The sequence below is a fragment of the Legionella lytica genome (assembly GCF_044626755.1).
Lineage (GTDB): Bacteria > Pseudomonadota > Gammaproteobacteria > Legionellales > Legionellaceae > Legionella > Legionella lytica_A.
This window is the reverse complement of the sequence record NZ_JBGORX010000001.1, coordinates 1711105-1737350: the sequence shown is the minus strand read 5'-3', so window position 1 is coordinate 1737350 and position 26246 is coordinate 1711105. Positions and strand designations below refer to the sequence as shown.

The following is a 26246-nucleotide window of genomic DNA, read 5'->3' as shown; positions in this document are numbered from 1 at the left end:
GGCCAAGCAATTCAGAACGCTCGTTTAGGGTTCGCAATGACGGTATTTTTAAATCCAAAGATTACATTTTGGGAACATAAGAGATTGATTCCTCTGCCGCAGAAAGATCGCTCATGCTCACGGAATCAAAAGTACTCTCTTTTTCAATAGTCAATGTATCTTCCAGTAATACTGGTTTGGCATTTAGCTCGTCATTCCTGTGGATGAATTCTAATGCTTCTTCCATGGAGGGGGGGTCTTTAGACAGTAAGTCTTTAATTAATTGTTGCAGCTCTTTGCCTTGCTCGTTACGAAAAACAGTTTGATTAAAGTTATAAATATTACGCCAACCTCCGTTGGAGGTAGGAAATTGTGTCGGTGGTTCTCCGCAAGCCAGCTCATAGAGTGTTGTCGCTAAGGTTTGGCATTGAAGCATGTGTAAGTTAATTTGATTTTTATTGAAGACATTAGATTGAAAATAAGCTTGGCTGGTGCTGGTGCGATTGCTTGGGACTTCAAGTTCTGAAGATGCAATTAAGCCTTTGATGTCACTAATCACAATATCCTGTTCATTATTTAGTAGTATATTTCCAGGTTTTAAATCGGTATACCAAATTTGTTTTTCATTAACGGCAATAAAAAATTCCACTAGTTTTTTTGCATAGCCAAACAGCTCCTTGTCAACATCTGCAGTCGTAATATATTTTAAGTCTTTTCTATGTCTTAACGTATCAAAATGTTGTTGTAAGTTACCGGATGCATAATATTCACTGTATTCCAGATAAGTGATTTCCTGCTGATCTTCCGCGACAAATTCTAATAAATAAGGTTGAGGGATTTGCGGTAGATCTTGGATTTGTTCACGAATGAGGCGAGGAGAAACCCCTGTATCTTCTTCATTTTTATCCATCCTTAAGAACCGCACCACAAAACTATTCTCTTCATGATTGACTTGCACAATAGGATTATTATTGCTGTGTATCGAGACAACCTTATAACCGTCAGCGACTTTGGCAAGTTCTTCTTCCACCAGGGTTCTGAAGCTGTCTTTTCCTGTATAACTATCATAAATAGTCGGCAATTGTACTTGCGCTGTCAGGTCCAAAATTTTGTCGCGCAATTGGTTATTGCCTAATTGAACTTGGAGTTTACTTTGTATGCCTTCAATAGGGTTTTCGATAAACCATATAGCAATGCTGGGGGTTAAATCATCCTTCTGAAGTCTTTTCTGATAAAAGTCACTCAAATCTTGTAGGTAATCCAATGCCTTTTGCGGATCCGATTCATGGTGTTTATTAATTTTTCGAATGAACTCATTAACTTTATCTATTTGTAATCGCTTGGAGCTGAAGAGTGAGCCACTCGATTTTATTGGAGTTAACATTTATTCCCTAAACCTTAATCCTTTTATTTATGATTTAAATATAGACTATACGTATGTTTTTTACCCTAAATTTAAAAGAAAGAAGAAGCGGTCACAGGCTAATTGCCATCCTCTAAAAACTGAAGGCAACTCCACGGCGGTGATGTTACTCGCCAAGGAAAAGGAAATCGAAGCCGTTGAATTTTTGTTAACGCGGTTCAACCTAAGTGTAAATGACGCTGTGGAGGGATATGCGATAGGAGGCCATGTTAACCCGGTGAATCAGCTCCTCGCTCAAGGAGCAGATCCATAGTGTGCTATTTCGGGTTATGTGAGAAAAGGATACATAAAGGAAGTCAATCAGCTCATTGTGCGAACCGCGCTCAAAGAGAGTGCTGTTTATCGTTATGCAAAGTGGGCTGCATCTAGCTATGCATTAGGAGGGTATATCAATGAGGCGAATCTATTGCAGTTAATGAGTTGTACTGATGCTCAGGAACTAAGAAAGTGTATTGTAGAAGAGTATGTTATTGATTTATTGAAGTTAAGGGAATTTACTTACGATGAAAACTTAAGCGAACCCATTATAGAAGAGTATATCCTTCATCATTTAGAGCCACTAATAAAGAGGGCAGCAAAAATAAATCAACTGATGAGAGAGAAGAGTCTCAATTTTGACCAAGCAATAGGGTATTTATCCACAGCCGCAAATGTCTGGGCATTTAAAGGGCAGCAACTAGTGATAGAGGGAAAAATTCCAGCAGAAATATACTTTCACATTTTTTCTTTTATCAGCGGATGCTCTGTTAATGACAGTGTCAAAATTATTGATGCAGCTAATCAGAAATTGAGAGATGACGTGGTTAGTGCTCCGAAAACAGGATGGTTTTCCTGGTTTAAAGCTCAAGATTCTTTGGCAAAATTAGAAATAGAAGCAGAAGAAAGATACCAGAGTAGAATGAAACCATTTGCTGAGTAGATGGTTAACTGCTTTCGCTGAGACAGAGCAAGTTTACCGGATTATACTACCAGGGTCTCAAAGAGGCCTTCCTTCGACCAAAAAGCAAGGCCTGGCTCCCGAAGTTCTATCTGCTACCAATACTCCTTCAATAGGCTGCTCATTTTGAAATCAATAATGGTTTTTATAAACATAAGGTATTATAAAGTAGTTACCTCTTTTCTTTCACTAAGACCATTTTTCCCATTTCTTTTAATATCGCAGCTCAAAGATAACAATCTTTCGGCGATTTGCTTTAGAGTTGATTTAAATGAAAGATTTAAGACCCACAATCAGGTGAAGCGCTTGCAGGCTTATCTTACTAGGTGTATGTTGGATCTTGAGGATTCTAAGAGTGAGGGTATTGAAATGGACTCAATGATCGAACTGATAGGATATGTTGCTTCTTTCTTAGTTTTTGCAACGTTTTATGTTAAGAATATTTTAACATTACGTTTAATTGCAATTAGCTCCAATGTTGCATTTATTCTCTATGCTCTTGGGAGTGACTTGCATCCCATTTTTCTTTTGCATTCATTGTTATTGCCGTTAAATTTATACCGTATTTTTGAATTGAGAAGGAATACGGGGAGTTTAAATAGTGCTAATGTAGAAGCAGCAAGTTAATTATCTCGAACGTAGTGAGGGATCTTCCTGAGAGCCCTCACCAGGTTCAGGATGTGAAAACATGCTGTATATGTAGCCGTCTTATCATCGTGTAATAGGGACTACGTTAGTTTACCGGACTCGTTGGATCAAGCTTACGGCTTTTGCAATATTTAACGGTTTCGCCGGTTTCCGGGGCCATGAACTCTTGGGTAGTGAGCCCATGGGCAATTAAGCGGCGGTTTAGATTAATTACAGGGTCATTGATTTTTTCCATGGATAAGCGGAACGTCTGATGATGGGTTGCGATGCTTAAGCTACTTTTTAAATCAATACTAGCCAATATAGCTTCTTCAGGGTTCATATGATGGTCTTGCATAAACCAGCGTGGCTCATAAGAGCCAATAGGCAATATGCTAATGTCCGGAGCTCCTAAACGTTCTTGAATCAATTTGAAGTGAGAGCCATAGCCTGAATCGCCACAGAAATAAACCTTTAAGGCATCACATTGAATCCAAAACCCACCCCACAGTGCGGTATTGGTATCTTTAAATGTGCGCATGGACCAATGTTGTGCTGGAACTAAAGTAATCGCATGCATCTTCGATAATGTGTGGGTTTCCCACCAATCCAGCTCAATGACTTTAGGAAAGTATTTTGCTTTTAGGTATTTGCGATTACCCAAGGGAACGATAAATAAGGGTTGAAACTTTTGCTGTAATTTTTTGAGTGCGGCTAAATCCATATGGTCGTAATGATTATGGCTAATAAGCACTACATGAATGGTAGGTAACTCCTCTAGCTCAATACCAGGCTTACGCACTCGTTTAGGGCCTAATAATGACATTGGACCTGCTCTTTTGGCAAAGACCGGATCCGTCAAAATATTCATATTATGTAATTGAATCAGATGACTGGCATGATTGACGTAAGTAATTGCTACCTCATCGTTTTTCAATTGTTCTGCAAGTTCTGGGATTGCTTTATTTTCCACAAAGCTGGGCCAGGGATTTTTGCCTCTACGCTCGCGAAACATTCTCCATACTTGGCCCAAACTTTTGGTCGTCTTGAGTCCAGGATTGAAGAAAAGGCTGCCATTGCAATGATCCGACTTAGGATAAGGCGAAGAAGAGATGTTCAGCTCTGGTTTAGTTAGCGAGTCATCAGTGCTTGGAGGCATATCATTAGATCCTAAATATTGTTTTGAAAATTATAGTCCAGGGTTTATTTACATTTCTACTTTCATGGGCAAAATTGCTTTTATTTTGTATGGATACCACTAAAGCAGCTTGGCGGTTTCATACTGCCTTGAGCCGGCAAGATAAACTGGGTCATGCCACATTCATCGGTTCGGTATAAAGGAATGTTTAAATTATTCATACTGATTAAGGTTTTGCTGTGAGGAAAGTGAAAACGATTGTCAAAGCCTAGGGATGCGATGGCATAATGGGGAGCAACTTCCAATAAAAAGCGGTAGGACGATGAGGTTTTACTGCCATGATGAGGGACGATTAATACTTCGGATGCCAGTTGAGCACCATAGGTTGTTACCAAATAGTCTTCTGCTTCTTTTTCGACATCTCCTGCTAATAATACACGGCTATTGGTGCTGGCGACCTGCAGGATACAGGAATTATTATTTTTGTTTTTAAAGCGGGTATTAATGGGTAAAAAACGAAAATGTACTTGATCCCATTGCCATTCAGGAAAGTTATGACACTTTACCCCATGCCGGTAGTAGCGCGGTTCATTAACCAGGAGTTGTTTTACTGGAATTGCTGTTTCAATTGATTGCAGTCCGCCGCGATGATCTTTATCTGGATGACTGATAACAATAGTGTCGAGGCTTTTGATGCTTAAGTGGTCAAGATAGGGTAAAACGACCATTTTTCCTAGGTCGCTGCCTTGAAAAAAACGATCTCCGGTATCATAGAGCAATGTATGATTTTGAGTACGAATACTCACGGCGAGCCCTTGGCCTACGTCTAAAACATCAATCCATGCCTCACCAGCCTGAATGTTTGCACGAGGAGGAAATAGAGGAATCAGTAACCATAAGCACGCAAACCAGCGAAAAGGAGGAATGGGTAATAAAACCCACATGAGCAAGGCTCCCATTAAGGCTAGGGTGAGTTCAATAGAATGCAATGAGTAACTAATATTAATTGCTGCTAATTGCTCAGTCCAATGTAATCCCTTTAATAAAAAGCTAATGGACCAAGATAAAGGATACATGAGTAATTCTGCCCAAGAAGATGCACTAAACAGCATGGTTATTAAGGCGAGGGGGACAATAACAAAACCTACTAAAGGGATGGCAAATAAGTTCGCTAAAAAACCATTGATTGAGCCATAAGCATACCAATGCAAAGTGAGTGGCATTAAACCAATTAAACAACTTAATTGGATGGCAAGAATACTTTTATAATTTTTGAGTCGCCAACGTTGTTGGGTTAAAAATAAGCACGATACAGCGAGGAAAGAAAAATAAAATCCTTGCATAAATACTGCATGTGGCTCGATACAAAGTACCAGGAAGAGGGCATAGCGCCATATTTGCCAAGGAGTGAAACGTTGTTTGCCCATACTGCAAAGAGTGTAAAAAAAGCAACCGATTAACGCACGTTGTACGGGCGGCTCAAATCCTGCTAAAAAAGCATAAAATAAAGCAATGAGCAAACTACAACAACTGGCAATATAGGGGGCGGGAATGTAAAGGCAGGCTTTAGAACTGCGCGACCATAACCAGCGGCTAAGCCAATAAATGAGCCCGGATATGAGGGCTATATGTTCGCCGGATATTCCAAATAAATGGATGGTACCTGTACGTCGGAAGAGTTCCCAGGATTCCTGGCTAATGTGTCGTGTTAAATTTAAGGTTAGGGCCTCGATAATTCCTGCTGTAGTTTGACCGGGAGCTAACTGGGTCAATTTATCTCCGAGTGAAGCACGGAGTTCTACCCAGTCAAAGCCTGTAGTTTTTTCTTTAATTAATTGCGCACCTCGAGCACGGATATAACCAGTCCATATAATGTGGCGTTTGTTAAGCGAGGTCACATAGTCGGCACTACCAGGATTAAGAAAATTGCGTGGTTTTTTTAGTTTTACTGAAAATTGCCAATGTTGTCCGACCTTTAATAGCGGAGCTTTCGTGTACCAGGCTAATTGTACTAAGCCTTGAGCTGGATGGTGATTGAATTGTTCTAATTCAAAGAGAAATTGTGTTTTATGTGGATTTTGCTGCGGGATTGATGCGATCCTCCCTTGAATACTGCCCTGTTGAATTACCGCGCTCTTGGGAAGTCCAGTGGGAATAATGAACCATTGATGAATCCAGGCGAAGCACAAACCTAAAAGGAAAAAAAGAATGAGTGAGTATCTTGGGCTAAGGTAAAACAGCAGTAAGGTAATTACAGGTAAATATAAATTAAAGGTATAGGTATACAGAATGCCGAGGAAAAAGCAAAAAATTTCCATTTAAATTGTTCAGTGTTGGACTATCCAGCATGCATAGTAGGAAATTCACAAGGACCTGTAAAGGAAATTTTATTTACGGTTGCCAACAATCATTTTGCACTAGCCCCTCAGCATTAGTAGCTATTTTCTTATTGTGTTGATTAATTAAAAATTCCGTACAATGCTGGTCTTTTATTTGGTTGCCGTGGGCTATTGCTCTAAGGGTGTATGCTGCATTGCTTGGTTTTCTTAAGTGAAGCAGATAATAGCCTTGAGATGAGCTATGCGGATAGCGGGCTAAGTGCTCGCAGTCTTTGGTGTAGGAATGGTTTTGTGCATAACAGGCCTCAAGTGCTATTTGTTCTTGGGTTAAGCTGGTCCATGCATCTACACGATGAGTTTTTAGGAGAAAAGCGAGATAGGAGGGATAAGCCATGATGGCAAAGCTTGCCAAGAGGCATAAGACGATTAATAGCTCGATTAAAGTAAAGCCTGAGGCTTTGTGTGAATGCAAATTACCTCCTTAAGCCTAGTGGAAACTACGTCATCCCGAGGTGTTTGCGACGAAGGATCTTCTGAATAGAGCATTATACTACTTCATAAAACTTATGCCATATCCAGGAGATCCTTCTCTGCGTTCAGGATGACGTATCCAGTGGCTTAACGCTTAAGAAAAATACTCTTTAAAGGAGATGTATGGGGTAGAAGAGGGGCTCGGCTCTTCGGCATCTAATTCACTGGACTCAAAAATTATAGGGCTAGTGACTCTAACACGGGAAAGTTTAGTTTTTTTCCGTGGCGGTGAGGTTGGGTCTGGCTCTATAGGCACTCGAGGAGCGAGCAGCTCTTGTTGGTGGAGTGCGGGTCTTCTCGGTGCAAATAGAGGGTATGGCGAATTTTTTAATGTTCCATAGCGGGCTTTTTGTGGTAACTCAAATGACGTACTGGATTCAGGGACTTCATCAGCAAATCCTAGATTTCTTGCTACCCCATCAGATGGGGCCGCATCCCCAAATCCTAGATTTCTTGCTACCCCATCAGATGGAGTCGCATCCCCAAATCCTAGCTTTCTTGTTACCCCATCAGATGGAGCCGCATCCCCAAATCCTAGCTTTCTTGCTACCCCATCAGATGGAGCCGCATCCCCAAATCCTAGCTTTCTTGCTACCCCATCAGATGGAGCCGCATCCCCAAATCCTAGCTTTTTTGCTACCCCATCAGATGGAGCCGCATCCCCAAATCCTAGATTTCTTGCTACCCCGTCAGATGGAGCTGCATCTTCAAATCCTAGATTTCTTGCTACCCCGTCAGATGGAGCTGCATCTTCAAATAGTAGCTTTCTTGATCTCTTTCCATTAGGTGGAACCCGGTTTTCTTTACCCGCATCAGCGAAGAGACTACCTCCTTCTCTTGAGTAGGATGCTTGTTTTGTCCCAGAGTTTTGCTTTTGCAAACTTTGGGTTAGCTCAGTATCTTCCTTAAAAGTTTCTAACCATTGTTTAATATCGGCAATCGGGCAGTAGTGAGTTCGTAGTACTTTGCCATTATGGCCTTGCTCTTCGATCTCCAGGACTTCAGGTAGAGAAAAGGGAAGGCGACTCTCATTGAAAACAAGAATTGCTAAAATCCATTTAATGGAATTTATTGAGGGGCGGAAATCACCACTTTTATTATTAAGTTTGATTAAGGTGGAATAGTCATCACTAAAAAATAGATTACCAGCGGTTTTACAATAGGCGGCATTTCGAGGGGAACCGGTCATTTTATAATGAGCAGGAGCGATTGGCGCATTAGAGTGCGATTCTCTAGCAAACCATGCTTCTCCCTCTATATCAACCAAGTAGCGTAAATCAGGCGTTTCGTCCGCTTTTTTCTTTGCTACTAATAATTCTCCTAAAGTAGCTAGCGAATGAATAGAATATTCGTAGTCGAAGGTTATTTTTTTTGAGTTATTGGAGCGAAAACAATCATTTTTACTTGGTGGTGTGGATAAATGTTTTTCAAACTTCGAGTGCATAAAAAGCGCCTTTTATCAATGAGATATGTTAAAAAAGGCGCGAATTTTACCATAAGAGTCACTTTTTATCCATTATTTGCTCGTATTTTTTCCGAATCGCTTTTTTTCTGCCTTTTTATTGTTTTCGGAAAATGGCTTTCTATTTTTCGGAGGACCTTTTCTCAGTGGTGTTGGCAATGAGGAACTAGGAAGACGATGATTGGGTTCAAAATCATCAATCTCAATACGATCTAACTTGGATTTAATTAATTTTTCAATTGCTTGTAATTGCCCAACTTCATCAGCGCAAACTAGAGAGACCGCCATGCCAGATGCTCCGGCACGACCTGTACGGCCGATACGATGCACGTAGTCTTCTGCTACCTGTGGCAAATCAAAATTGACAACACAAGGCAGTTGGTCAATATCAATACCGCGCGCAGCAATGTCTGTCGCGACCAGGATATGTAATTCACCTGATTTAAAATCCGCTAAAGCTTTAGTTCGTTGCGATTGTGATTTATTGCCATGAATGGCTGCCGCATAGATATGTTCTTCAGACAATTGTTTTACCAGTTTATTTGCACCGTGTTTGGTTTTGGCAAAAACTAAGGTTTGTCCCCATTTATTTTTATGAATTAAATGGCTTAACAAGGCTGCCTTACGGCCCTTATCGACTGGGTGTACGGTTTGTTTGATTTTAATGGCAGTCGTATTACGCGGCGATACATCAATTTCCACGGGACTGTTTAGCAATCCTTTCGCTAAGGCACGAATACCATCAGAGAAGGTGGCGGAAAATAATAAATTCTGGCGGTTTCTTGGCAGCAGGCTAATGATACGTTTGATGTCATGGATAAATCCCATGTCTAACATGCGATCAGCTTCATCTAAAACCAGGGTTTTTATTTCATTGAATTGGATGGCTCGTTGCTGATGCAGATCCAATAAACGACCGGGGGTGGCTACTAAAATTTCAACACCACTGCGAAGTTTTATCATTTGCGGATTAATTTTTACCCCACCAAAAACTACGGTAGAACGTAGAGGCGTATAACCGCCATATTGCTTCACACTGTCATGTACTTGGGCTGCGAGTTCACGAGTAGGGGTGAGAATTAATACTTTAGCATGATTGCCTTTGGCTCGGGGTTGATCGTGGAGTTTTTGTAAAATAGGCAATACGAAACTTGCGGTTTTACCTGTTCCTGTTTGTGCCGAGGCAAGAAGGTCATGGCCACGTAAAATGGCGGGAATGGATTGCGCTTGAATAGGGGAGGGCTCGGTGTATCCGGATTCATTAATGGCGCGCAGCAAAGGTTCGATTAAACCTAAGGATGTAAAACTCATGGTATTTCCTTAAATAAAAATGGAGAGATAGTTCAAATCGTGTTTTAATGGGGCAATGTGAATAAAATATGAGTAATTGTACCATAGATAGGGGTGTTTAGGTAATTAATTTTATGTGCATCACATTTCTATGAGGTCCGATGCTGGGCTTACAGCCCAGCCTACCCTCAGTGTTTTTAATATAGCGTTAATCCCAAGCAACAAAGGCGTCAATATCCTTGGTATTTTTCCCAAGTTTAGGTTGGGGTTGGGGGTGAAGCTGGGGCTTGGAGCAGTGCATTGATGATTTAAACGTTTTCAATGCGCGCTCCAGGCTGACAAAAGTATAGCCATTTTCTTTATATAACTTAATAATATCCGGTAATACATAGGCATTAAGCAGATTCGCGTGAATTAATAAAATCTGCGCTTGCTGATTGTGGTGATTCTCTTCAGCACGTAAAGTTTGTTGCCAAATAAAATCCAAATAAAATGGTTTTAACTCTTCAAGGTAAGCGCGTCGATTTAACTCAGGCACCGCGAGTAATCTTTGGTTGAAGACAAAGTCTTTAGAATCTACGGTGATGGGGGCTACTTGGTAATTCTTTTTCGCGAGAAAACAAAGTATAGCCTCTTTCTTTTGTCCGGAGCTCATTGATAAATAAGGATAACGGAAATATTTAGGCTCTGTTAACACAGGGGATAGAATCGCATCAGCTTCACCAATTTCACGAATCGCCTCTTTCGTTCCAAGTCGGCCAAGATTGGCATGTGTTAAGGTATGATTACCTAAGCCAAAACCCGCATCACGAAACTTACGCAAGATTTCCCAGTTATCTTTACGTACCTCACCGGCAATAATAAAGCCTGTGGCGGGGACCCGCTGTTTATTCATGGTTTCAATCATCATATTTAAATGAAAGTTTCGATATTCGCCAACAAAGGGCAAATCATCGATGGTAATTGAGATGAGCTTTTTGGTGGAATGTGGTGCCTTATGGCTGCTTAGTTTTTTAGACTCATCAGCTGAGGTTTGCATTGAAGGCTGTGCAAAACTTACTGTGGGGAGGACTGAAAAAAGCATCAAAGCGGGAATTATATTTTTAATTATTAATTTAATTTTCATTAGTGCAAGATACAACAATATTAAAGAAAGCGGCATTGTAACAAAATTTAAGAACTTAATCTAAAGGGTAAAACAGGGACAGCATGTTAAATGAAATATGAGTAGTCCCCAAACAGCGACTACTCAGAAAACGAACGACTTATTTATTGGTGTAAGCTGGTCGAGGGGGCATCTAAAGGTAGGCTATCAGTGCTCGCTGTATCTGGGATGTCTGCTTTTTTGCTATCAGTAAATCTAAACAGACGAACGCCACTAGTAGCGTACGACGCCAAAGAAGCCAAATAACTTGTACCCGAACTTGTCGGTTGTTCCACTTGTTCACTTCTTTTCATCGCAATAAACATTTGCTTGCATGCGTTGTCACGACAAGAACAAATCGTTTCAAAGAACAAATTCAGTATTGCTGGTAAATTAAATCCTTCAATCTCGGTAAATGAATGAGCTTGATTGATTACTTTTACAGTAGATGTTTTTTGTTCAGGATTTTTGTTTTCCAGGGTAGCGTAGCGAATAAAATTATTTGCTGCCTGCAATAAAGCTTCATGATCATGAGAAGATATGTTTGCTGCATCAAGTAAGCCGCCGAATGCTTTATGGACTATAGAATTATCCGGAGAACGCATGCAGTGAATGATACTCTCTTCGTAGCTTTTTTGAATTTGTCTACGGACCAAATACATTGCCCCTGCCAGAATAGCAGTTTTTTCTGTATCCTTAATGGTTAAACTTTCCACTAGGTCGCCTAGTTTTTTTAGGAAATTAAGTTGGGGGGCGCGAGATTCTATCTCATTGACAGTTCCCTTCTTTTTGTCGTTTAACTCTTCAACTATTATTGAGTTGAGATTTTTCTTTAGTTCTTCAAAAGATTTGAATCGCTCTGTCGCGGAGGCAGGAGTTTCCATTTCTTCCGGAACTGTATACGCTGAAAGATTAATTACACTCTTTCCTTCGGCAGTGAGACCACCAACTACAGCCATACGTGCATTTTTTTCACATTCATAAGCCTTGGTGAGGATCCTTTCTAGATCTTCTTTAGGTAAGGCGGACAGCATATGTTCTTCTTTAAAACCTTTACGTGCACCAGTAGCAGGGAAGAGGTGAGTGTGCATTGCTACATTGAACGATACATAAAACGCTTCGTAGTCATTCGCACTTGGTTGGTTCTCAATAGCAGTAAACTTATCTATGCCAATAGCTTCAGCTAGCGCGGAGACGAGTTTGTAGGCGCGGTTACGCTTAATCCCACTAATATCTTGTTGAGCAATTAACATAGCTCCGTAGTATGCCATTATTTGACATTCTACTTTTTCGTTAAACTTCTCTTCGACTAGTTTTTTTACTTTTTCAGCTTCATCGTTGAGTTTGCTGGGAGTGTATTTGGGTTTTTCGCCATCGTTATGCTTTGTTTTGTCAATTTCTACTTTTAGCTTTTCATTTATTCTAGCGATTTTTACATCTCTATCCTTAGCTAAAATGTTAATTTGTTCTTCTATCTTCAGTAAAACAGCCTCCAGTAGTTTCATGGCCGAACGCATTTTTGATTCATCGAGTTTATCAAAAGCTAAGGCCGATTCGTAATTTAGTACCTGTTCCTTTGTACTGTTGAAATGATCTTTTAATTCCTTCAAAGTTTTTAACTTAAACGTCATGTTTTTCTCCCAAAATCCATTAAAAGTCATGTAAGTTTATCTTACAGGTACCCAGTGTAAACTAAACTAAACCGCTCGTCATGTCTTTTCATTATACAAATTATACATTTACAAAAAGTACAATAAATACAGTTATTTATTGATCAAAAAAGAAAGAATTTTACTCCATAAAACAGAAAAAATTATGAAAAAAATTTGTATTAATTTTAATAACGGGTAATATTCTCCTTCATTCTTTCAGAGGCTATTTACTTTTCTTCTGGTTTACGCTAAAGGAAATGCAAATAGCATTTTATGGTAAAATTTTTTTGTAGATCAGTTATTTTGACTACTATGCACTATCGAGTGGGGGGCAGTTTTGAATATAGAAACCGATAAACTATTGCAAAGGCAATTTTTTAATCATGCATTATTTGTCTTGTCTTTCCTGCTAATCTGTCGTGTTATTTCCATGTATTTTATTCCGCTTAATGATGTTTCTGAAGCGCGTTACGCTGAAATTGCACGTAAAATGCTGGAAACGGGAAATTGGGTCACCTTACTCCATGATTATGGAGTTCCCTTTTGGGCTAAACCCCCTTTGTCTACTTGGCTTTCTGCTTTATCCATGAAGCTCTTTGGCGTGAATGAGCTTGCAGTACGCTTACCTGGGTTGTTGTTATCTATCGGAACCTTATGGTTAGTCTGGGATCTAGCCAAGAAACATAGCGGCCATACCGTGGCCACCTTAACGGCTCTGATTCTTGCCGGCACGCTGTATTTCTTTTTGGATGCGGGAACCGTAATGACGGATCCGGCTTTAATTTTTTGCACCACCCTGGTTTTGGTTGCTTTTTGGCGTGCAGTGGTTGATGATCACAAACTCTGGTCCTATGCCTTTTTCGTAGGGGTGGGGTTGGGTTTATTAGCAAAAGGTCCTGTTGCTACAGTATTAGCCGGGATGCCCATTTTTTGTTGGGTTGTAGTGCGCAACCAATGGTGTAATTTATGGAAGAGATTACCGTGGTTCAAAGGAACTCTTCTGGTCTTAGCCATTGCACTTCCTTGGTATATCTTAGCTGAAATGCGTACCCCAGGTTTTTTAAAATACTTTATTGCGGGAGAGCATTTTCACCGCTTTGTTACACCGGGATGGACTGGCGATAAATACGGCTATGCCCATAAAGAGCATTGGGGAATGATCTGGGTTTTTGCTGCAGTAGGTAGTTTTCCCTGGGGATTGCTTGGTGCTACTTGGTTTGTAAGCTATCGCAAAACCTTGCCTTCTTTATTTCGTGATGAAGATGGATGGCTAGGGTTCCTATTTTTATGTACCGTAGTTCCCTTATTATTTTTTACTTTTTCTAGCAATATTATTTACACCTATGTATTTCCTTCACTACCCGCCTTTGCTTTGTTTTTCACTGAGTATTGGGTCAGGGCTGGAGCGATGTTACGTGCTAAGAAATTAGTGCTCGGTTTATCCTTAAGTTGCGGGATGCTGTTTTTAGCCGCTACCCTTGCATTTAATACCGTTCCGGAAGTCGTTTCTAAAACACAAAAAGCAGTTGTAGCGGCATGGCAAGCGCAAAATCCTGCAACTAACAGCAAACTTATTTATTGGGATTATAAAACGGAATATTCTGCTCAGTTTTATGCTGGAGGGAAGGTTGATTCTGTTTTTAAGCATAAGCAACTTTGCAAGTTACTTGCCAACAATCAGGAAAATTATATTGTGGTTAGCCCCAAAAAAATATCGCAAATAGAGCCTGATTTGTTAGCACGTATGCAAGAAGTAGAGAAAATTGTTAGTAATGGACAGTCTTTAGTATTGTTGCGTAGTGCAGCAGGAGTACACTGTTCGTAATCGGACTTAACTTAATGAATTATTACATTTTTTAGATAAATACATGCAGAATCCACTTCCAACAGAAAGCCGTTGGAGGTGGGGTGCGATGGATGTTTGGTTTAAGTAAGTGCTAGTCAGGGCAGGGCTTTGAGCTTGCAGAGCGTTGCTTCGTTACATATAAAGATACCAATTTGATTTGAATTTTGTTATACTATTGCGCAATTTTTAAGCCATAATGTGAGGAGTATTTGTGTCGCATTCTGTAGCAATGGATTCGAGAACTTTTGTACCTCGTGGTGATCTGATGGCTTGGGTTGTATGCCTTTCCGCCGGACTGTTTTTTTTATACGAGTTTTTTCAGCTCAATATTTTTGACGTCATTAATCAGCCCTTGCGTAATGATTTCAACATTGATGCGACGCAATTAAGCTGGATGTCTAGTGCTTATTTATGGGCTGACATATTATTTCTTCTTCCCGCCGGCGTCATCTTAGACCGCTTTTCTACTCGCACCGTTATTTTATCCGCTATGCTGGTCTGCATTTTTGGCACGGTTGGTTTTGCTCTCACGCACTCATTTATTCTGGCTTCATTCTTCCATTTCCTTTCTGGAGTCGGTAATGCCTTTTGTTTCTTATCCTGTGTCGTGCTAGTTGCTCGCTGGTTTCCACCTCGACGACAAGCTTTAGTTGTTGGGTCTTTAGTTACCATGGCCTTTATTGGCGGCATGATGGCGCATACTCCATTTGCATACCTTAATGAGCTCTTTGGCTGGCGCCAGGCCTTGCTTATTGATGGTGCTGTGGGTATTGCTATATGGCTATGGATTTACTGGATTGTGCAAGATAGGCCTCATGATGCTCCGTCGAAAACACAGAGTAATGAAGGGAATATCCTGGCACCCTTTATGAATGCCTTATCCAACTCTCAAAATTGGTTGGCAGGATTATACACGTCCTTTTTGAATTTGCCGATTATGGTGTTGTGTGCCTTATGGGGTGCCAGTTATCTGCAAGTGGTTCATCAATTGCCTGAAATGGCGGCGAGTAATGTAGTCAGTTTAATTTTGATGGGCAGTGTGGTTGGTTGCCCCTTGGCTGGTTGGTTGTCTGATTCACAGGGTCGACGTAAACCGTTAATGATTATTGGTGCACTGGCTACCTTATTGACCGTACTTCCCTTGTTTTTAAATATCGCTCTTTCTCAGCTGACCTTAAGTATTATCTTTTTTGCGCTGGGCTTTTTTACCAGCACGCAAGTCATTTCATATCCTTTAATTGCAGAAAGTAATTCTGCAGACACTACCGGCGCCTCTACAGGAATTGCCTCAGTAATTATTATGGGTGGTGCCGGCATAGGACAAGTATTATTTGGCTCGTTAATGGCTCATCATGCAAATGCAGCAACCACGTATACGGTTGCTGATTTTCAATTTGCTATGTGGATGTTTCCCATAACTGCGGTTGCGGCACTAATCGCCGTATTATTAACCCGTGAGACGTATTGCAAGCGTTAAATTCTGAGGAGTAAAAATGCACATGGTGGATGAATTTCAAGGATATGATGACGCAAAATCATCATTCCTACCCTGGATGGTATGTTTTGCTGCCACATTATTCTTTTTTTATGAGTTTATCCAAGGAAACATGTTTGCTTCCCTCGCGGAAACCATCATGCAAGACTACCAAATTCAAGCCGATAAAATGGCTTGGTTATCCAGTATTTACTATGTATCTAATGTGCTTTTTCTCTTTGTAGCGGGAATGGTCCTAGATCGATTTTCGATTAAAAATACGTTACTCGTCGCGATGTTTTTATGTGTTGCCAGTACCTTTTTATTAGCTCACTCTCATTCTTTTGCCATTGCCCTACTTTCTCGTTTTATCACGGGTATTGGTAGTGCCTTTTGCTTTTTAGGCCCTGTGCGTTTGGCATCTCACTGGTTTCCCCCTAAACGTATGGCTTTAGTAACAGGAGCTATTGTGACGATGGCAATGGCTGGTGGTATGTTGGCTCAGTATCCTTTAGCTAAATTGGTCAGTTTGGTGGGATGGCGTCAAGCAGTGCAAGATGTAGGGATTTTAGGATTTGCCATGCTGGTGGTGATGTTTTTCTGGGTTAAAGAAAGACCTCAGGTGGCAGTTAAAAAGTCTGCGCCTGCTATGGATGTAATGACCGCCGCCAAGAAAGCTTATCTTAATCCTCAGTACATCCGTGCTGCATTTTATGCAAGCTTAATGAACATGGCGATTGCTGTGTTTGGGGCGATGATGGGTTCTTTATACCTGCAGCAACGTTTGGAAATTAGCGGAGAGCAGGCGTCAATTATTAATACGATGCTTTTTTTAGGCGCGATTATTGGTTCTCCTTTAGCTGGATGGATCTCCGATAAAGTGGGATTACGCGTTTTGCCTATGAAAGTAGGTGTTCTGGTGTCCTTGCTCACTTTATTAGTTATTCTTTACGCCCCCGTATCTTTTGGTACCATGATCGTCTTATTTTTCTTCTTGGGATTATTCACCTCCACTCAAGTGATTAGCTATGCTTTAGTGGCTGAAAGCAGTTCTCCGGCAATGACCGCAACTGCTGTGAGTGTGGTTTCCATTTTGACTCAAGGCGGTTACATTGTTTATCAAAACATTTTTAGCAATTTATTAATCAATCATAGTGGGATGCACTTGGTAAACGGTGCCCCAGTTTATTCATTAAATGCCTATCAACATGCCGCAATTATTTTACCAATTGGTTTATTAATTGCGTTTCTCATGCTATTTGGTTTAAAAGAAACACGTTGTCAACAAATTGAGGAATAAGCATGGCTGGACGAGTTTGTATTTTACTTATGGATTCTTTTGGTATTGGGGCAAGCCTTGATGCCGCACGTTATGGTGATGAAGGCGCGAATACTTTTGTGCATATCCATGAAACCTGCGAGCAGGGTGGGTGCGATAAAGCGGGCTTACGCCATGGCCCATTAACATTGCCTAATTTAGCTAAATTAGGTCTTTATCATGCAGCACTTGCTAGTTCTGGATTAAGGTTTGTTGAGCTCTCGACCTTTGCAGACCCAATTGGTTATTATGGCTATGCCGTTGAACAGAGCTTAGGTAAAGATACCCCCAGCGGGCATTGGGAGATTGCGGGTGTCCCTGTAACCTTTGATTGGGGCTATTTTCCTGACCAACCCTCTTGTTTCCCTAAGCAATTAATTGATGCCTTCATTCAACGTACCGGTCTTCCTGGCGTTTTGGGCGAGAAGCATGCTTCCGGAACTACGATTCTCGATGAACTCGGCGAAGAGCATGTGCGTACGGGCAAACCCATTGTATATACCTCCGCGGATAGCGTATTTCAAATCGCAGCGCATGAAGAAAGCTTTGGTCTAGAGCGTCTATATGAGATTTGCGAGATAGCCCGCGAATTAGTTGATGAATATCAAATTGGCCGTGTTATTGCGCGCCCGTTTATCGGCAGTCCGGGCTCTTTTAAGCGCACTGCTAATCGCAAAGATTACGCAACCTTACCTCCTGCAAAAACCTTACTTGACTATTTAAAAGATGCAGGTCAAGAAGTTATTGCCATAGGTAAAATTGCGGATATTTATGCACATCAGGGCGTAACACAAACAATCAAAGCTGATGGTAATATGGCCTTGTTTGATGCGACTTTAGAGGCGATGAAAACAGCCCCGCAAGGGAGTTTAGTCTTCACCAATTTCGTCGATTTTGATTCTTCTTATGGACATCGTCGTGATGTGATTGGTTATGCACATGCTCTTGAAGAATTTGATGCACGCTTGCCAGAATTAGATGCTTTATTACAACCAGATGATTTAGTTGTTATTGCCGCAGACCATGGTTGTGATCCAACCCGTCCTGGTTCTGATCATACCCGCGAACATATTCCGGTTCTGGTTTATGGGCCTAGCTTAAAAGGACGGCCTATTGGTCGTCGCGATACTTTCGCGGACATTGGCCAGAGTATTGCTCAACATTTGGGATTGGATAGCTTACCTCATGGCCTATCTTTTTTAATTTAATCCCATTGTTTTTTTCTTTTTCATCCCCATTTATGTCTTAAGTATTTTTGTCATTCCCGCGCAAGTGGGGATGGCATGCCAACGTATAGTTAACCTAAATTCGAGGATTTTATTTTGGAACAGTTTCGTGGGACAACCATTCTTTCAGTAAGGCGTGGGAACCAGGTCGTTATTGGTGGAGATGGTCAGGTTACTTTGGGTAATACCGTGATGAAAGGGAATGCGCGCAAGGTTCGCCGTCTTTACAAAGATCAGGTCATTGCCGGTTTTGCTGGAGGTACTGCGGATGCATTCACGCTTTTTGAACGTTTTGAAAGCAAGTTGGAAATGCATCAGGGGCATCTGGTGCGTGCTGCGGTTGAACTAGCTAAAGATTGGCGAACCGATAGAATGTTACGACGCCTGGAGGCCGTGCTCGCGGTCGCTGACAGTAAGTCTTCTTTGATTATTACGGGTAATGGTGATGTCATTGAGCCTGAAGAGAGTTTGATTGCGATTGGTTCTGGTGGTCCATTTGCTCAAGCTGCTGCGCGTGCCTTAATGCAAAATACTGAATTATCTGCTGTAGATATCGTCCGTAAAGCACTGACTATTGCCGGTGAGATTTGTATTTATACCAACAACAATTTAACCATAGAAGAGTTAAACAATGTCAGCAAATAATAGTATGGTAATGACTCCGCGCGAGATCGTTCAAGAATTAGATAAGCACATTATTGGGCAAGATGATGCCAAAAGAGCGGTAGCAATTGCATTACGTAACCGTTGGCGCCGTATGAAGATTCAAGATGCAACTTTGCGTAATGAAATTATGCCGAAAAACATTTTGATGATTGGCCCTACCGGGGTAGGAAAGACTGAAATTGCGCGCCGTTTGGCTAAGTTAGCTCATGCACCCTTTATTAAAGTTGAAGCGACTAAGTTTACTGAGGTAGGCTATGTGGGGCGCGATGTTGATTCAATTTTGCGTGATTTGGCGGATATTGCGATTAAGCAAGAACGTGAATTAGCAATGAAAAAAGTCGAACACTTGGCTGAAGAAGCAGCTGAAGAACGTATTCTTGATGTTCTATTACCACCGGCTCGTGGTAGTTTAACTCCAAATGAAAAAGACTCTACTGCTCGACAAGTATTCCGTAAGCAATTACGCGAAGGCTTATTGGATGAAAATGAAATTGAAATTGAAGTCTCGTCAACTCCTGTTGGTATCGAAATTATGGCACCTCCAGGTATGGAAGAAATGACGAGCCAGTTACAGTCGATGTTTCAACAAGTAGGAACTCACCGTACCAAAACACGGAAAATGATGATTGGTAAGGCAATGAAACTGTTGCGTGAAGAAGAGGCAACTAAACTAATTAATGAAGATGATATTAAAATTCGTGCTATTGAGAGCGTGGAGCAAAATGGTATTGTCTTTATCGATGAATTAGATAAGGTCGCTAAGCGCTCAGAAAGCGGTGGCGGTGATGTTTCACGTGAAGGGGTGCAAAGGGATCTTCTACCTTTAGTAGAGGGCACCACGGTATCGACCAAATACGGAATGATTAAATCCGATCATATTCTCTTTATCGCTTCGGGTGCATTCCACGTAGCGAAGCCTTCTGATTTAATTGCTGAGTTGCAAGGACGTTTACCGATTCGTGTAGAACTGTCTGCATTATCAGTTGATGACTTTGTGCGTATTCTTACTGAGCCCACTGCTTCATTAACATTGCAATATACGGCATTGATGGCAACTGAAGGCTTGACGTTAAGTTTTGATGAATCTGGAATTCGCCGCATTGCTGAGGTTGCATGGCAGGTTAATGAGCGTATGGAAAATATTGGTGCTCGTCGCTTATATACGGTAATGGAGCGTTTGTTAGAAGTGGTTTCTTTTGAAGCTACTGATAAATCAGGCGAATCAGTGCACGTGGATAAAGCATACGTTGATAAGAACCTAGGTCAATTAGTTGCTGACGAGGATTTAGCACGTTATATTCTTTAATGTTCAAGCAATTCTTGCTTATTGGCATGAACAATTGCCGTCATTTCGAATAAAGGGAAGCAACCCAGAATTCTGTGCCCCGTAATTCTTGGTTGCTTCGCCACTTTGTTCTTCACAATGACGAGCTAATCGCTTAAGCACAAATTTTAATTTAAACTCTAATGCCGTCATTGCGAATGCAGTGAGCAAACAGGCGTGAATTCTTTGTTTACTCATTCCCATTCTAATGTATGATCCACCTCCTAGAAGAAAATCATGGAGTTATTGATGTCTGATCCTTATATTCTCATATTGTACTATTCACGAACTGGCTCCGTGGCTCAGTTAGCTCAATATATTGCCCGCGGAGTTGAGCGAGCTTCTGGAATTGAAGCACGCTTAAGAACCGTTCCTCCAGTGTCCACCACCTGTGAAGCCGTTGATAGTCCGGTTCCTGATAGCGGGGCACCTTACGCAACTTTAGATGATCTGCGTCACTGTCAGGGATTGGCCTTAGGTAGTCCCACCCGTTTTGGTAATATGGCTGCTCCCTTGAAATATTTTCTCGATAGCACTTCCTCTTTATGGTTAGCCGGAGATTTAATTGATAAACCTGCTTGTGTTTTTTCTTCATCCGCAAGCATGCACGGGGGGCAGGAAAGCACCTTATTGAGTATGATGCTACCCTTATTACATCAGGGGATGGTTCTCTTAGGTGTGCCTTACTCCGAACCATCACTAAACAATACAACGACGGGTGGAACTCCTTATGGGGTAACTCATGTTTCTGGTGTGGCTAATGATCGTGCTCTGAGCGAGGATGAAATTACATTGGCTAAGAATTTAGGTGAGCGCTTGGCACAGGCCGCTCTTAAAATGAGTAAATAAGATGAAAGTAATTTGTTTTAATGCCAATGGTATTCGTGCCGCTGCACGAAATGGGTTTTACGAGTGGTTGGCTGCTCAAAATGCTGATTTTGTCTGCATTCAAGAAACTAAGGCTCATGTAGAACAGTTAGTACCCGAAGAACAGTTTTTCCCCCGTGATTACTTCTGTGATTATTATTCAGCCGAAAAAAAAGGCTACAGTGGGGTGGCGATTTATGCTCGTCATAGACCCACTCGCGTCGTCAAAGGCATTGGTTATGATTATTGCGATAATGAAGGACGTTATATTCAATTTGATTATCCTAAATTAAGCATAATTTCCCTTTATCTGCCTTCAGGGACCAGTGGTGATGGGCGTCAGGAAGTTAAATACGCGTTTTTGGAGCAATTTGCAAAGCACTTAATGCAGTTAAAAAATGAAGGACGTGAATTGATTATTTGTGGGGATTACAATATTGCCCATAAAAAAATTGATTTAAAGAACTGGCGCTCGAACCAGAAAAACTCTGGATTTTTACCCGAAGAGCGTGCTTGGATGGATGAATTATTTGGTTCCATGGGCTTTGTGGATGCGTTTCGGGTACACAACCAGGAAGAGGAACAATATACGTGGTGGTCCTACCGTAGTAGAGCTTGGGAAAAGAATGTTGGGTGGAGGATCGATTACCAGGTGATTACCCCAGGGTTAACGGAAAGTGTGGTTGATAGCCGCATATTTCGTGAAGCTCGGTTGTCCGATCATGCACCATTCATGATTGAATACAAAGGAGATTGGCATGCTTAAATTAGCCAGTTGGAATGTCAACTCACTAAAAATCAGGCTAGAACAGGTACTGGCCTGGATGGATTCCTCACAGATGGATGTTTTGGCGGTGCAGGAAACCAAATTAACTGATGAAAACTTCCCAGAGTCCTCATTTACCGAAATGGGGTACCATGTTGTGTTTGCTGGGCAAAAAACCTATAACGGTGTTGCTGTAATTAGTCGCTATCCTATTACCGAGGTAATAACGGATATTCCCGATTTAGACGATCCGCAACGACGTATTCTAGCGGTAACGGTTGCCGGCATACGTTTAATTAATTTATATGTGCCTAATGGTTCTGAACTCACCTCGGATAAATACGAATATAAATTAAATTGGTTACAGAAAGTAACTACTTTTATTCAGCAACAATTAAGTACGTATTCGCACGTTGCGGTAGTAGGGGATTTTAATATTGCACCAGAAGACCGCGATGTACATGACCCAGTGGAATGGGAAGGTTGCGTATTGGTAAGCCCCCCAGAGCGAGAAGCTTTTGTTGGATTGTTAGCACTTGGTTTACATGACAGTTTTAGAAATTTTGAACAACCCGAAAAAACATTCAGCTGGTGGGATTATCGTGCTGCGGGTTTTAGGCGTAATAGAGGCTTACGTATTGACCATGTTTTGTTAAATCAGAGCTTGAATGCAGTGTGTCGAAGTTCGAATATTGATGTCGAACCCCGTAAAGCGGAAAGGCCCTCGGATCATGCACCCGCTTGGGTTGAGTTGGATGTGGCGGGGATAGGACAATAATATACTCGCGCAGTAGCGTGCTAGTCCATGTGGAAGTAACCTACCTGTATTAGCCCAATCCCCTGCACAAATACATTTCTATGCTATAGTAAATGATTGGGCACCGTTCCCATGCGAGCCAATACTAGAAAAAATTGCTTTACCAAAGTTTTTCTGCTATTGTTTCGCGTCATTTGTATAGAATATGGTGCTTGGCAATAGGGTCCAGGTGGCGATATTCATTTGAACTATAAGAGAGTAGTATTATGAAAGCAACGATTCATCCAAATTATGAAGTTGTTAAGGTTACTTGTAGCTGTGGCGAGACCTTTGAGACTCGTTCAACTTTATGTAAAGATTTAAGCATTGAAGTTTGTTCACAATGCCATCCTTTCTATACTGGAAAGCAAAAGTTAGTTGATACTGGTGGTCGTGTTCAGAAGTTCCGTGATCGTTACAGCCAACGTGCTGCTGCGGCTGCATCAAAAGAATAGTTGTAAAGCGCGCATTTTTTGCGCGCATTTAATTTAACTTATTGAAAAATTATTATCATCATGGTAGTTTTTTGTTAAGTTGTCAGGGCTTTGACGCTCAAATCTCCTCTCAATTCGTGTTTCCTCCGCGACTTCCTCCCCGGAAACTAGAAGTTCAGTAGCTAGTCTTGCTGCTTTAACTCATCTTTCGGAATAGTCGTGACAACTCGATAATGGCTGGAGTATTGAGTAAACCCTATTTTGTATTGGTTTTTATTTAAGAGAGTAAGTACCTTGGATAATGAAGTTTTAAAACAGTCAGCATTGGATTATCACGAGTTTCCCATTCCAGGAAAACTTAGTGTTCACCTAACTAAGCCAACTAACTCTCAGCATGATTTATCTTTGGCCTATACACCAGGCGTAGCCGCCCCTGTATTGGCTATAGCAGAAAATCCTGAAGCTGCTTATCGTTATACTAATAAAGGTAATTTAGTTGCTGTAATGACTAATGGTACCGCGGTACTTGGTTTGGGTGACTTGGGTCCTCTTGCCAGTAAGCCGGTAATGGAAGGCAAAGCGGTTTTATTTAAGCGTTTTGCGGATATCGATGTATTTGATATTGAAATTGATGCCCATGACCCCCAAGCATTTATTGCTACTGCAAAAAACATTGCTCCTACCTTTGGTGGAATTAACTTGGAAGACCTTAAAGCCCCAGAGTGCTTTGAAATCGAACAAGCGTTAATTGAGCAGTTAAACATTCCTGTATTTCATGATGATCAACATGGGACTGCCATTGTTGTTGCTGCAGGCTTGTTAAATGCATTAGATTTACAAAAGAAAACTTTGTCTGATGCAAAAATTGTATGTATTGGAGCAGGGGCTGCAGGTATTGCATCCATGCGTTTACTTGCTGCTTTGGGAGCAAATAAAGAAAATATGACGCTTTTGGATACCAAAGGTGTTATTCATTCAGAGCGTACCGATCTTAATCCTTATAAATTTGCTTTTTCCCGTACTACATCATGCCGTACGTTAGCGGATGCTTTGGTTGATGCGGATGTATTCATCGGTGTTGCCAAACCTAATTTATTAGATGGCGATTTATTAAATTTAATGGCCCCTAATGCTGTTATTTTTGCTTTATCAAATCCTGATCCGGAAATAAGACCGGAGGTTGCTCATCAAGTACGTAATGATGTAATCATTGCAACGGGTCGTAGTGACTATCCTAATCAGGTAAATAATGTGTTATGTTTTCCATATATTTTCCGTGGTGCACTGGATGTGCGCGCAACATGCATTAACCAAGCTATGCAAATTGCTGCAGTTGAGGCAATACGCCAATTGGTGCATGAGCCGGTTCCCCAGGTAGTGAAGGATAATTACCCAGGCGTTACAGATTGGGAATTTGGGCCTAATTACATTATTCCTAAGCCCATTGATCCTCGTTTAAAAGAGCGAGTTCCTGCAGCTGTTGCTCAAGCGGCAATTGCTAGCGGTGTGAGTCAAAAATAATCATTATTTAAAATAACGGTAACTTCTTGGTAGTTATCCTGGCTGCAGTATGAGATTTACAGGATGAAGCGTTCTGCTTAATCAACGAAGTACTTTGCTGTACCTGGGATAAAACCTTGGAGTTAATATAAAGAAAAGGCGTGGCTGTTTTGGGGCGCACGCTTTTACTTAACCCAATAGTTAAGGAGATGACTTTGCTTTCTGAGAATCGTAAGAATTACACCCTCATGGGGTGGTTTATTTGTGCTCTTGGGGCAATATTCTACAGTTATGAATATTTACTAAGAATTGCGCCTAGCGCGATGGAATCGTCTTTACGTACGCACTTTGATTTATCGGCGACAGGTTTTGGCCATATTTCTTCTATTTATTATTATGCCTATGTTCCTATGCAATTACCTGTGGGTTTGTTGCTTGACCGTTATGGTCCCCGTCGTTTATTAACTCTAGCCTGTGTTATTTGCGTACTTGGTACTTTCCTGTTCACAGGAACTGCAAATTTCTGGGTGGCTGCTTCAGGTCGTTTCTTAGTCGGTCTAGGCTCGGCATTTGCTTTTGTGGGTGTATTAAAGCTGGCAACGATTTGGTTACCTGAAAATCGCTTAGCCATGGTTTCAGGAATGACGGCAGCATTAGGTACTATTGGTGCGATGCTCGGTGATAACTTCTTAGAGATTTTTGTAGAAAAGTTAGGTTGGGTGAGAACACTTAATACGACTGCCGCTTTCGGTATTGTTTTAACGTTCATCTTGTGGGCAGGTATTCAAGATAAGAAAGGACGTCATAGACAAAGCGGAACGGTTTCTTCTTTCAAAAAAGGCTTTACTGATTTAGCAATTATTGCTCGTAACAAGCAAATTTGGGTTAACGGTCTGTATGGTTGTTTAGTTTATCTGCCAACGACTGTTTTTGCTGAATTATGGGGTATTCCTTATTTAAGACACGCTCACGGTTTATCTCCTCATGCAGCAGGTCTAGCCAACTCATTGCTGTTCCTTGGTTTCACCATCGGAGCCCCATTGATGGGTTATATTTCAGATCGCTTTGAGCGTAGAAAGTTCCCCATGCTTATTGGTGCTACTGGTGCCATGATCATGATGTTAATTATTTTGTATGTTCCTGGTTTAACCGAAACTAACGTACAAATCTTAATGTTTTTATTAGGTTTATTGTATAGTGCACAAGCAATTGTATTTGCTGTGGGGCGCGAATTAAGTCCTGGTGAAGCTGCAGGTACGGCGATGGCAATTACGAATATGATTGTGATGTTAGGGGCTATGTTGTTGCAACCATTGGTCGGACATTTATTAGATTTTAGTTTTTCAGCACGAACCGAAGCTAGCGGAGCTATTGTAGAAAACGTCCACAAGTTGTACACTGTGGCTGATTATCAGTTCGCACTATCGGTTATACCTTTAGGTATCTTTATTGCGGCCTTATTAACGTTCTTCTTACGAGAAACTTACGCTGTAGTAGATAAATAAAT

At 41.2% G+C, this 26246-nt stretch carries 23 protein-coding genes; 14 read left to right on the top strand and 9 right to left on the bottom strand.

Annotation, left to right across the window (positions count from 1 at the left end; translation table 11 throughout):
* Nucleotides 1-61: 61 nt before the first annotated feature.
* Nucleotides 62-1363, bottom strand: a complete 1302-nt coding sequence (locus ACD661_RS07320) for a protein kinase domain-containing protein (RefSeq protein ID WP_400187168.1) — start codon at nucleotides 1361-1363, stop codon at nucleotides 62-64.
* A 445-nt stretch (nucleotides 1364-1808) separates the two neighbouring features.
* Between ACD661_RS07320 and ACD661_RS07315 the strand changes: the two genes are divergently transcribed.
* Nucleotides 1809-2321, top strand: a complete 513-nt coding sequence (locus ACD661_RS07315; RefSeq protein WP_400187167.1) for a hypothetical protein — start codon at nucleotides 1809-1811, stop codon at nucleotides 2319-2321.
* Between the two features lie 387 nt (nucleotides 2322-2708).
* On the top strand, nucleotides 2709-2966 hold the full coding sequence (locus ACD661_RS07310) for a hypothetical protein (protein ID WP_400187244.1): 258 nt from the start codon (nucleotides 2709-2711) through the stop codon (nucleotides 2964-2966).
* Nucleotides 2967-3072: 106 nt separating this feature from the next.
* Here the strand turns inward: ACD661_RS07310 and ACD661_RS07305 are convergent, their stop codons facing one another.
* The 7 genes from ACD661_RS07305 to ACD661_RS07275 all read right to left on the bottom strand — a co-directional run bounded on the left by ACD661_RS07305 (nucleotide 3073) and on the right by ACD661_RS07275 (nucleotide 12501).
* On the bottom strand, nucleotides 3073-4125 hold the full coding sequence (locus tag ACD661_RS07305; protein WP_400187166.1) for an MBL fold metallo-hydrolase: 1053 nt from the start codon (nucleotides 4123-4125) through the stop codon (nucleotides 3073-3075).
* Nucleotides 4126-4205: 80 nt separating this feature from the next.
* Entirely contained in the window at nucleotides 4206-6422 is a 2217-nt protein-coding gene (locus tag ACD661_RS07300; protein WP_400187165.1) for a DNA internalization-related competence protein ComEC/Rec2, read from the bottom strand.
* Nucleotides 6423-6495: 73 nt separating this feature from the next.
* A complete protein-coding gene (locus ACD661_RS07295) occupies nucleotides 6496-6915 on the bottom strand; it encodes a type IV pilin protein (protein WP_400187164.1) in 420 nt (139 codons plus the stop codon).
* A gap of 153 nt (nucleotides 6916-7068) precedes the next feature.
* Nucleotides 7069-8418, bottom strand: coding sequence for a hypothetical protein (locus ACD661_RS07290; RefSeq protein WP_400187163.1), 1350 nt, complete (start codon nucleotides 8416-8418; stop codon nucleotides 7069-7071).
* A 72-nt stretch (nucleotides 8419-8490) separates the two neighbouring features.
* On the bottom strand, nucleotides 8491-9747 hold the full coding sequence (locus tag ACD661_RS07285; protein ID WP_400187162.1) for a DEAD/DEAH box helicase: 1257 nt from the start codon (nucleotides 9745-9747) through the stop codon (nucleotides 8491-8493).
* Nucleotides 9748-9934: 187 nt separating this feature from the next.
* Nucleotides 9935-10765: a polysaccharide deacetylase family protein gene (locus ACD661_RS07280; RefSeq protein ID WP_400187243.1), complete on the bottom strand. Its 831-nt coding sequence runs from the start codon at nucleotides 10763-10765 to the stop codon at nucleotides 9935-9937.
* Between the two features lie 230 nt (nucleotides 10766-10995).
* On the bottom strand, nucleotides 10996-12501 hold the full coding sequence (locus ACD661_RS07275; RefSeq protein ID WP_400187161.1) for a hypothetical protein: 1506 nt from the start codon (nucleotides 12499-12501) through the stop codon (nucleotides 10996-10998).
* A 358-nt stretch (nucleotides 12502-12859) separates the two neighbouring features.
* Between ACD661_RS07275 and ACD661_RS07270 the strand changes: the two genes are divergently transcribed.
* The 6 genes from ACD661_RS07270 (at nucleotide 12860) to hslU (ending at nucleotide 20358) form a co-directional block, all read left to right on the top strand.
* A complete protein-coding gene (locus ACD661_RS07270; RefSeq protein ID WP_400187160.1) occupies nucleotides 12860-14347 on the top strand; it encodes an ArnT family glycosyltransferase in 1488 nt (495 codons plus the stop codon).
* A gap of 232 nt (nucleotides 14348-14579) precedes the next feature.
* Nucleotides 14580-15845 carry an MFS transporter gene (locus ACD661_RS07265; protein ID WP_472975192.1) on the top strand — a complete coding sequence of 422 codons (1266 nt, stop codon included), beginning with the start codon at nucleotides 14580-14582 and terminating at the stop codon, nucleotides 15843-15845.
* Nucleotides 15846-15861: 16 nt separating this feature from the next.
* Nucleotides 15862-17142: an MFS transporter gene (locus tag ACD661_RS07260; protein ID WP_400187159.1), complete on the top strand. Its 1281-nt coding sequence runs from the start codon at nucleotides 15862-15864 to the stop codon at nucleotides 17140-17142.
* A 2-nt stretch (nucleotides 17143-17144) separates the two neighbouring features.
* A complete protein-coding gene (locus ACD661_RS07255) occupies nucleotides 17145-18368 on the top strand; it encodes a phosphopentomutase (RefSeq protein ID WP_400187158.1) in 1224 nt (407 codons plus the stop codon).
* A gap of 114 nt (nucleotides 18369-18482) precedes the next feature.
* A complete protein-coding gene (hslV, locus tag ACD661_RS07250; protein ID WP_133135901.1) occupies nucleotides 18483-19031 on the top strand; it encodes an ATP-dependent protease subunit HslV in 549 nt (182 codons plus the stop codon).
* A gap of 4 nt (nucleotides 19032-19035) precedes the next feature.
* On the top strand, nucleotides 19036-20358 hold the full coding sequence (gene hslU, locus ACD661_RS07245; protein ID WP_400187241.1) for an ATP-dependent protease ATPase subunit HslU: 1323 nt from the start codon (nucleotides 19036-19038) through the stop codon (nucleotides 20356-20358).
* An 18-nt stretch (nucleotides 20359-20376) separates the two neighbouring features.
* Here the strand turns inward: hslU and ACD661_RS07240 are convergent, their stop codons facing one another.
* A complete protein-coding gene (locus tag ACD661_RS07240) occupies nucleotides 20377-20574 on the bottom strand; it encodes a hypothetical protein (protein ID WP_400187157.1) in 198 nt (65 codons plus the stop codon).
* Between the two features lie 51 nt (nucleotides 20575-20625).
* Between ACD661_RS07240 and wrbA the strand changes: the two genes are divergently transcribed.
* The 6 genes from wrbA (at nucleotide 20626) to ACD661_RS07210 (ending at nucleotide 26244) form a co-directional block, all read left to right on the top strand.
* Nucleotides 20626-21225 carry an NAD(P)H:quinone oxidoreductase gene (wrbA, locus tag ACD661_RS07235; protein WP_400187156.1) on the top strand — a complete coding sequence of 200 codons (600 nt, stop codon included), beginning with the start codon at nucleotides 20626-20628 and terminating at the stop codon, nucleotides 21223-21225.
* A gap of 1 nt (nucleotide 21226) precedes the next feature.
* A complete protein-coding gene (locus tag ACD661_RS07230; RefSeq protein WP_400187155.1) occupies nucleotides 21227-22009 on the top strand; it encodes an exodeoxyribonuclease III in 783 nt (260 codons plus the stop codon).
* Complete coding sequence (xth, locus tag ACD661_RS07225) at nucleotides 22002-22787, top strand: exodeoxyribonuclease III (protein WP_400187154.1); 786 nt, start codon at nucleotides 22002-22004, stop codon at nucleotides 22785-22787. The genes ACD661_RS07230 and xth overlap by 8 nt, the downstream gene beginning before the upstream one ends.
* Before the next feature lie 245 nt (nucleotides 22788-23032).
* Nucleotides 23033-23260: a 50S ribosomal protein L31 gene (gene rpmE, locus ACD661_RS07220; protein ID WP_400187153.1), complete on the top strand. Its 228-nt coding sequence runs from the start codon at nucleotides 23033-23035 to the stop codon at nucleotides 23258-23260.
* A gap of 273 nt (nucleotides 23261-23533) precedes the next feature.
* The gene (locus tag ACD661_RS07215) at nucleotides 23534-24760 is read left to right on the top strand and encodes a malic enzyme-like NAD(P)-binding protein (protein ID WP_400187152.1); all 1227 of its coding nucleotides are present in this window, start codon (nucleotides 23534-23536) and stop codon (nucleotides 24758-24760) included.
* 194 nt (nucleotides 24761-24954) lie between these two features.
* Entirely contained in the window at nucleotides 24955-26244 is a 1290-nt protein-coding gene (locus ACD661_RS07210) for an MFS transporter (RefSeq protein ID WP_400187151.1), read from the top strand.
* Nucleotides 26245-26246: the final 2 nt, after the last annotated feature.

Bases quoted from the DNA above. Each gene is read 5' to 3' on its own strand.
- ACD661_RS07285 (WP_400187162.1), bottom strand. From the start codon at position 9,747: ATGAGTTTTACATCCTTAGGTTTAATCGAACCTTTGCTGCGCGCCATT.
- ACD661_RS07275 (WP_400187161.1), bottom strand. From the start codon at position 12,501: ATGACGTTTAAGTTAAAAACTTTGAAGGAATTAAAAGATCATTTCAAC.
- ACD661_RS07305 (WP_400187166.1), bottom strand. From the start codon at position 4,125: ATGCCTCCAAGCACTGATGACTCGCTAACTAAACCAGAGCTGAACATC.
- ACD661_RS07260 (WP_400187159.1), top strand. From the start codon at position 15,862: ATGCACATGGTGGATGAATTTCAAGGATATGATGACGCAAAATCATCA.
- ACD661_RS07230 (WP_400187155.1), top strand. From the start codon at position 21,227: ATGAAAGTAATTTGTTTTAATGCCAATGGTATTCGTGCCGCTGCACGA.
- ACD661_RS07300 (WP_400187165.1), bottom strand. From the start codon at position 6,422: ATGGAAATTTTTTGCTTTTTCCTCGGCATTCTGTATACCTATACCTTT.
- ACD661_RS07280 (WP_400187243.1), bottom strand. From the start codon at position 10,765: ATGCAAACCTCAGCTGATGAGTCTAAAAAACTAAGCAGCCATAAGGCA.
- ACD661_RS07255 (WP_400187158.1), top strand. From the start codon at position 17,145: ATGGCTGGACGAGTTTGTATTTTACTTATGGATTCTTTTGGTATTGGG.
- hslU (WP_400187241.1), top strand. From the start codon at position 19,036: ATGGTAATGACTCCGCGCGAGATCGTTCAAGAATTAGATAAGCACATT.
- rpmE (WP_400187153.1), top strand. From the start codon at position 23,033: ATGAAAGCAACGATTCATCCAAATTATGAAGTTGTTAAGGTTACTTGT.
- ACD661_RS07310 (WP_400187244.1), top strand. From the start codon at position 2,709: ATGGACTCAATGATCGAACTGATAGGATATGTTGCTTCTTTCTTAGTT.
- ACD661_RS07240 (WP_400187157.1), bottom strand. From the start codon at position 20,574: ATGAGTAAACAAAGAATTCACGCCTGTTTGCTCACTGCATTCGCAATG.
- ACD661_RS07290 (WP_400187163.1), bottom strand. From the start codon at position 8,418: ATGCACTCGAAGTTTGAAAAACATTTATCCACACCACCAAGTAAAAAT.
- xth (WP_400187154.1), top strand. From the start codon at position 22,002: ATGCTTAAATTAGCCAGTTGGAATGTCAACTCACTAAAAATCAGGCTA.
- ACD661_RS07320 (WP_400187168.1), bottom strand. From the start codon at position 1,363: ATGTTAACTCCAATAAAATCGAGTGGCTCACTCTTCAGCTCCAAGCGA.
- wrbA (WP_400187156.1), top strand. From the start codon at position 20,626: ATGTCTGATCCTTATATTCTCATATTGTACTATTCACGAACTGGCTCC.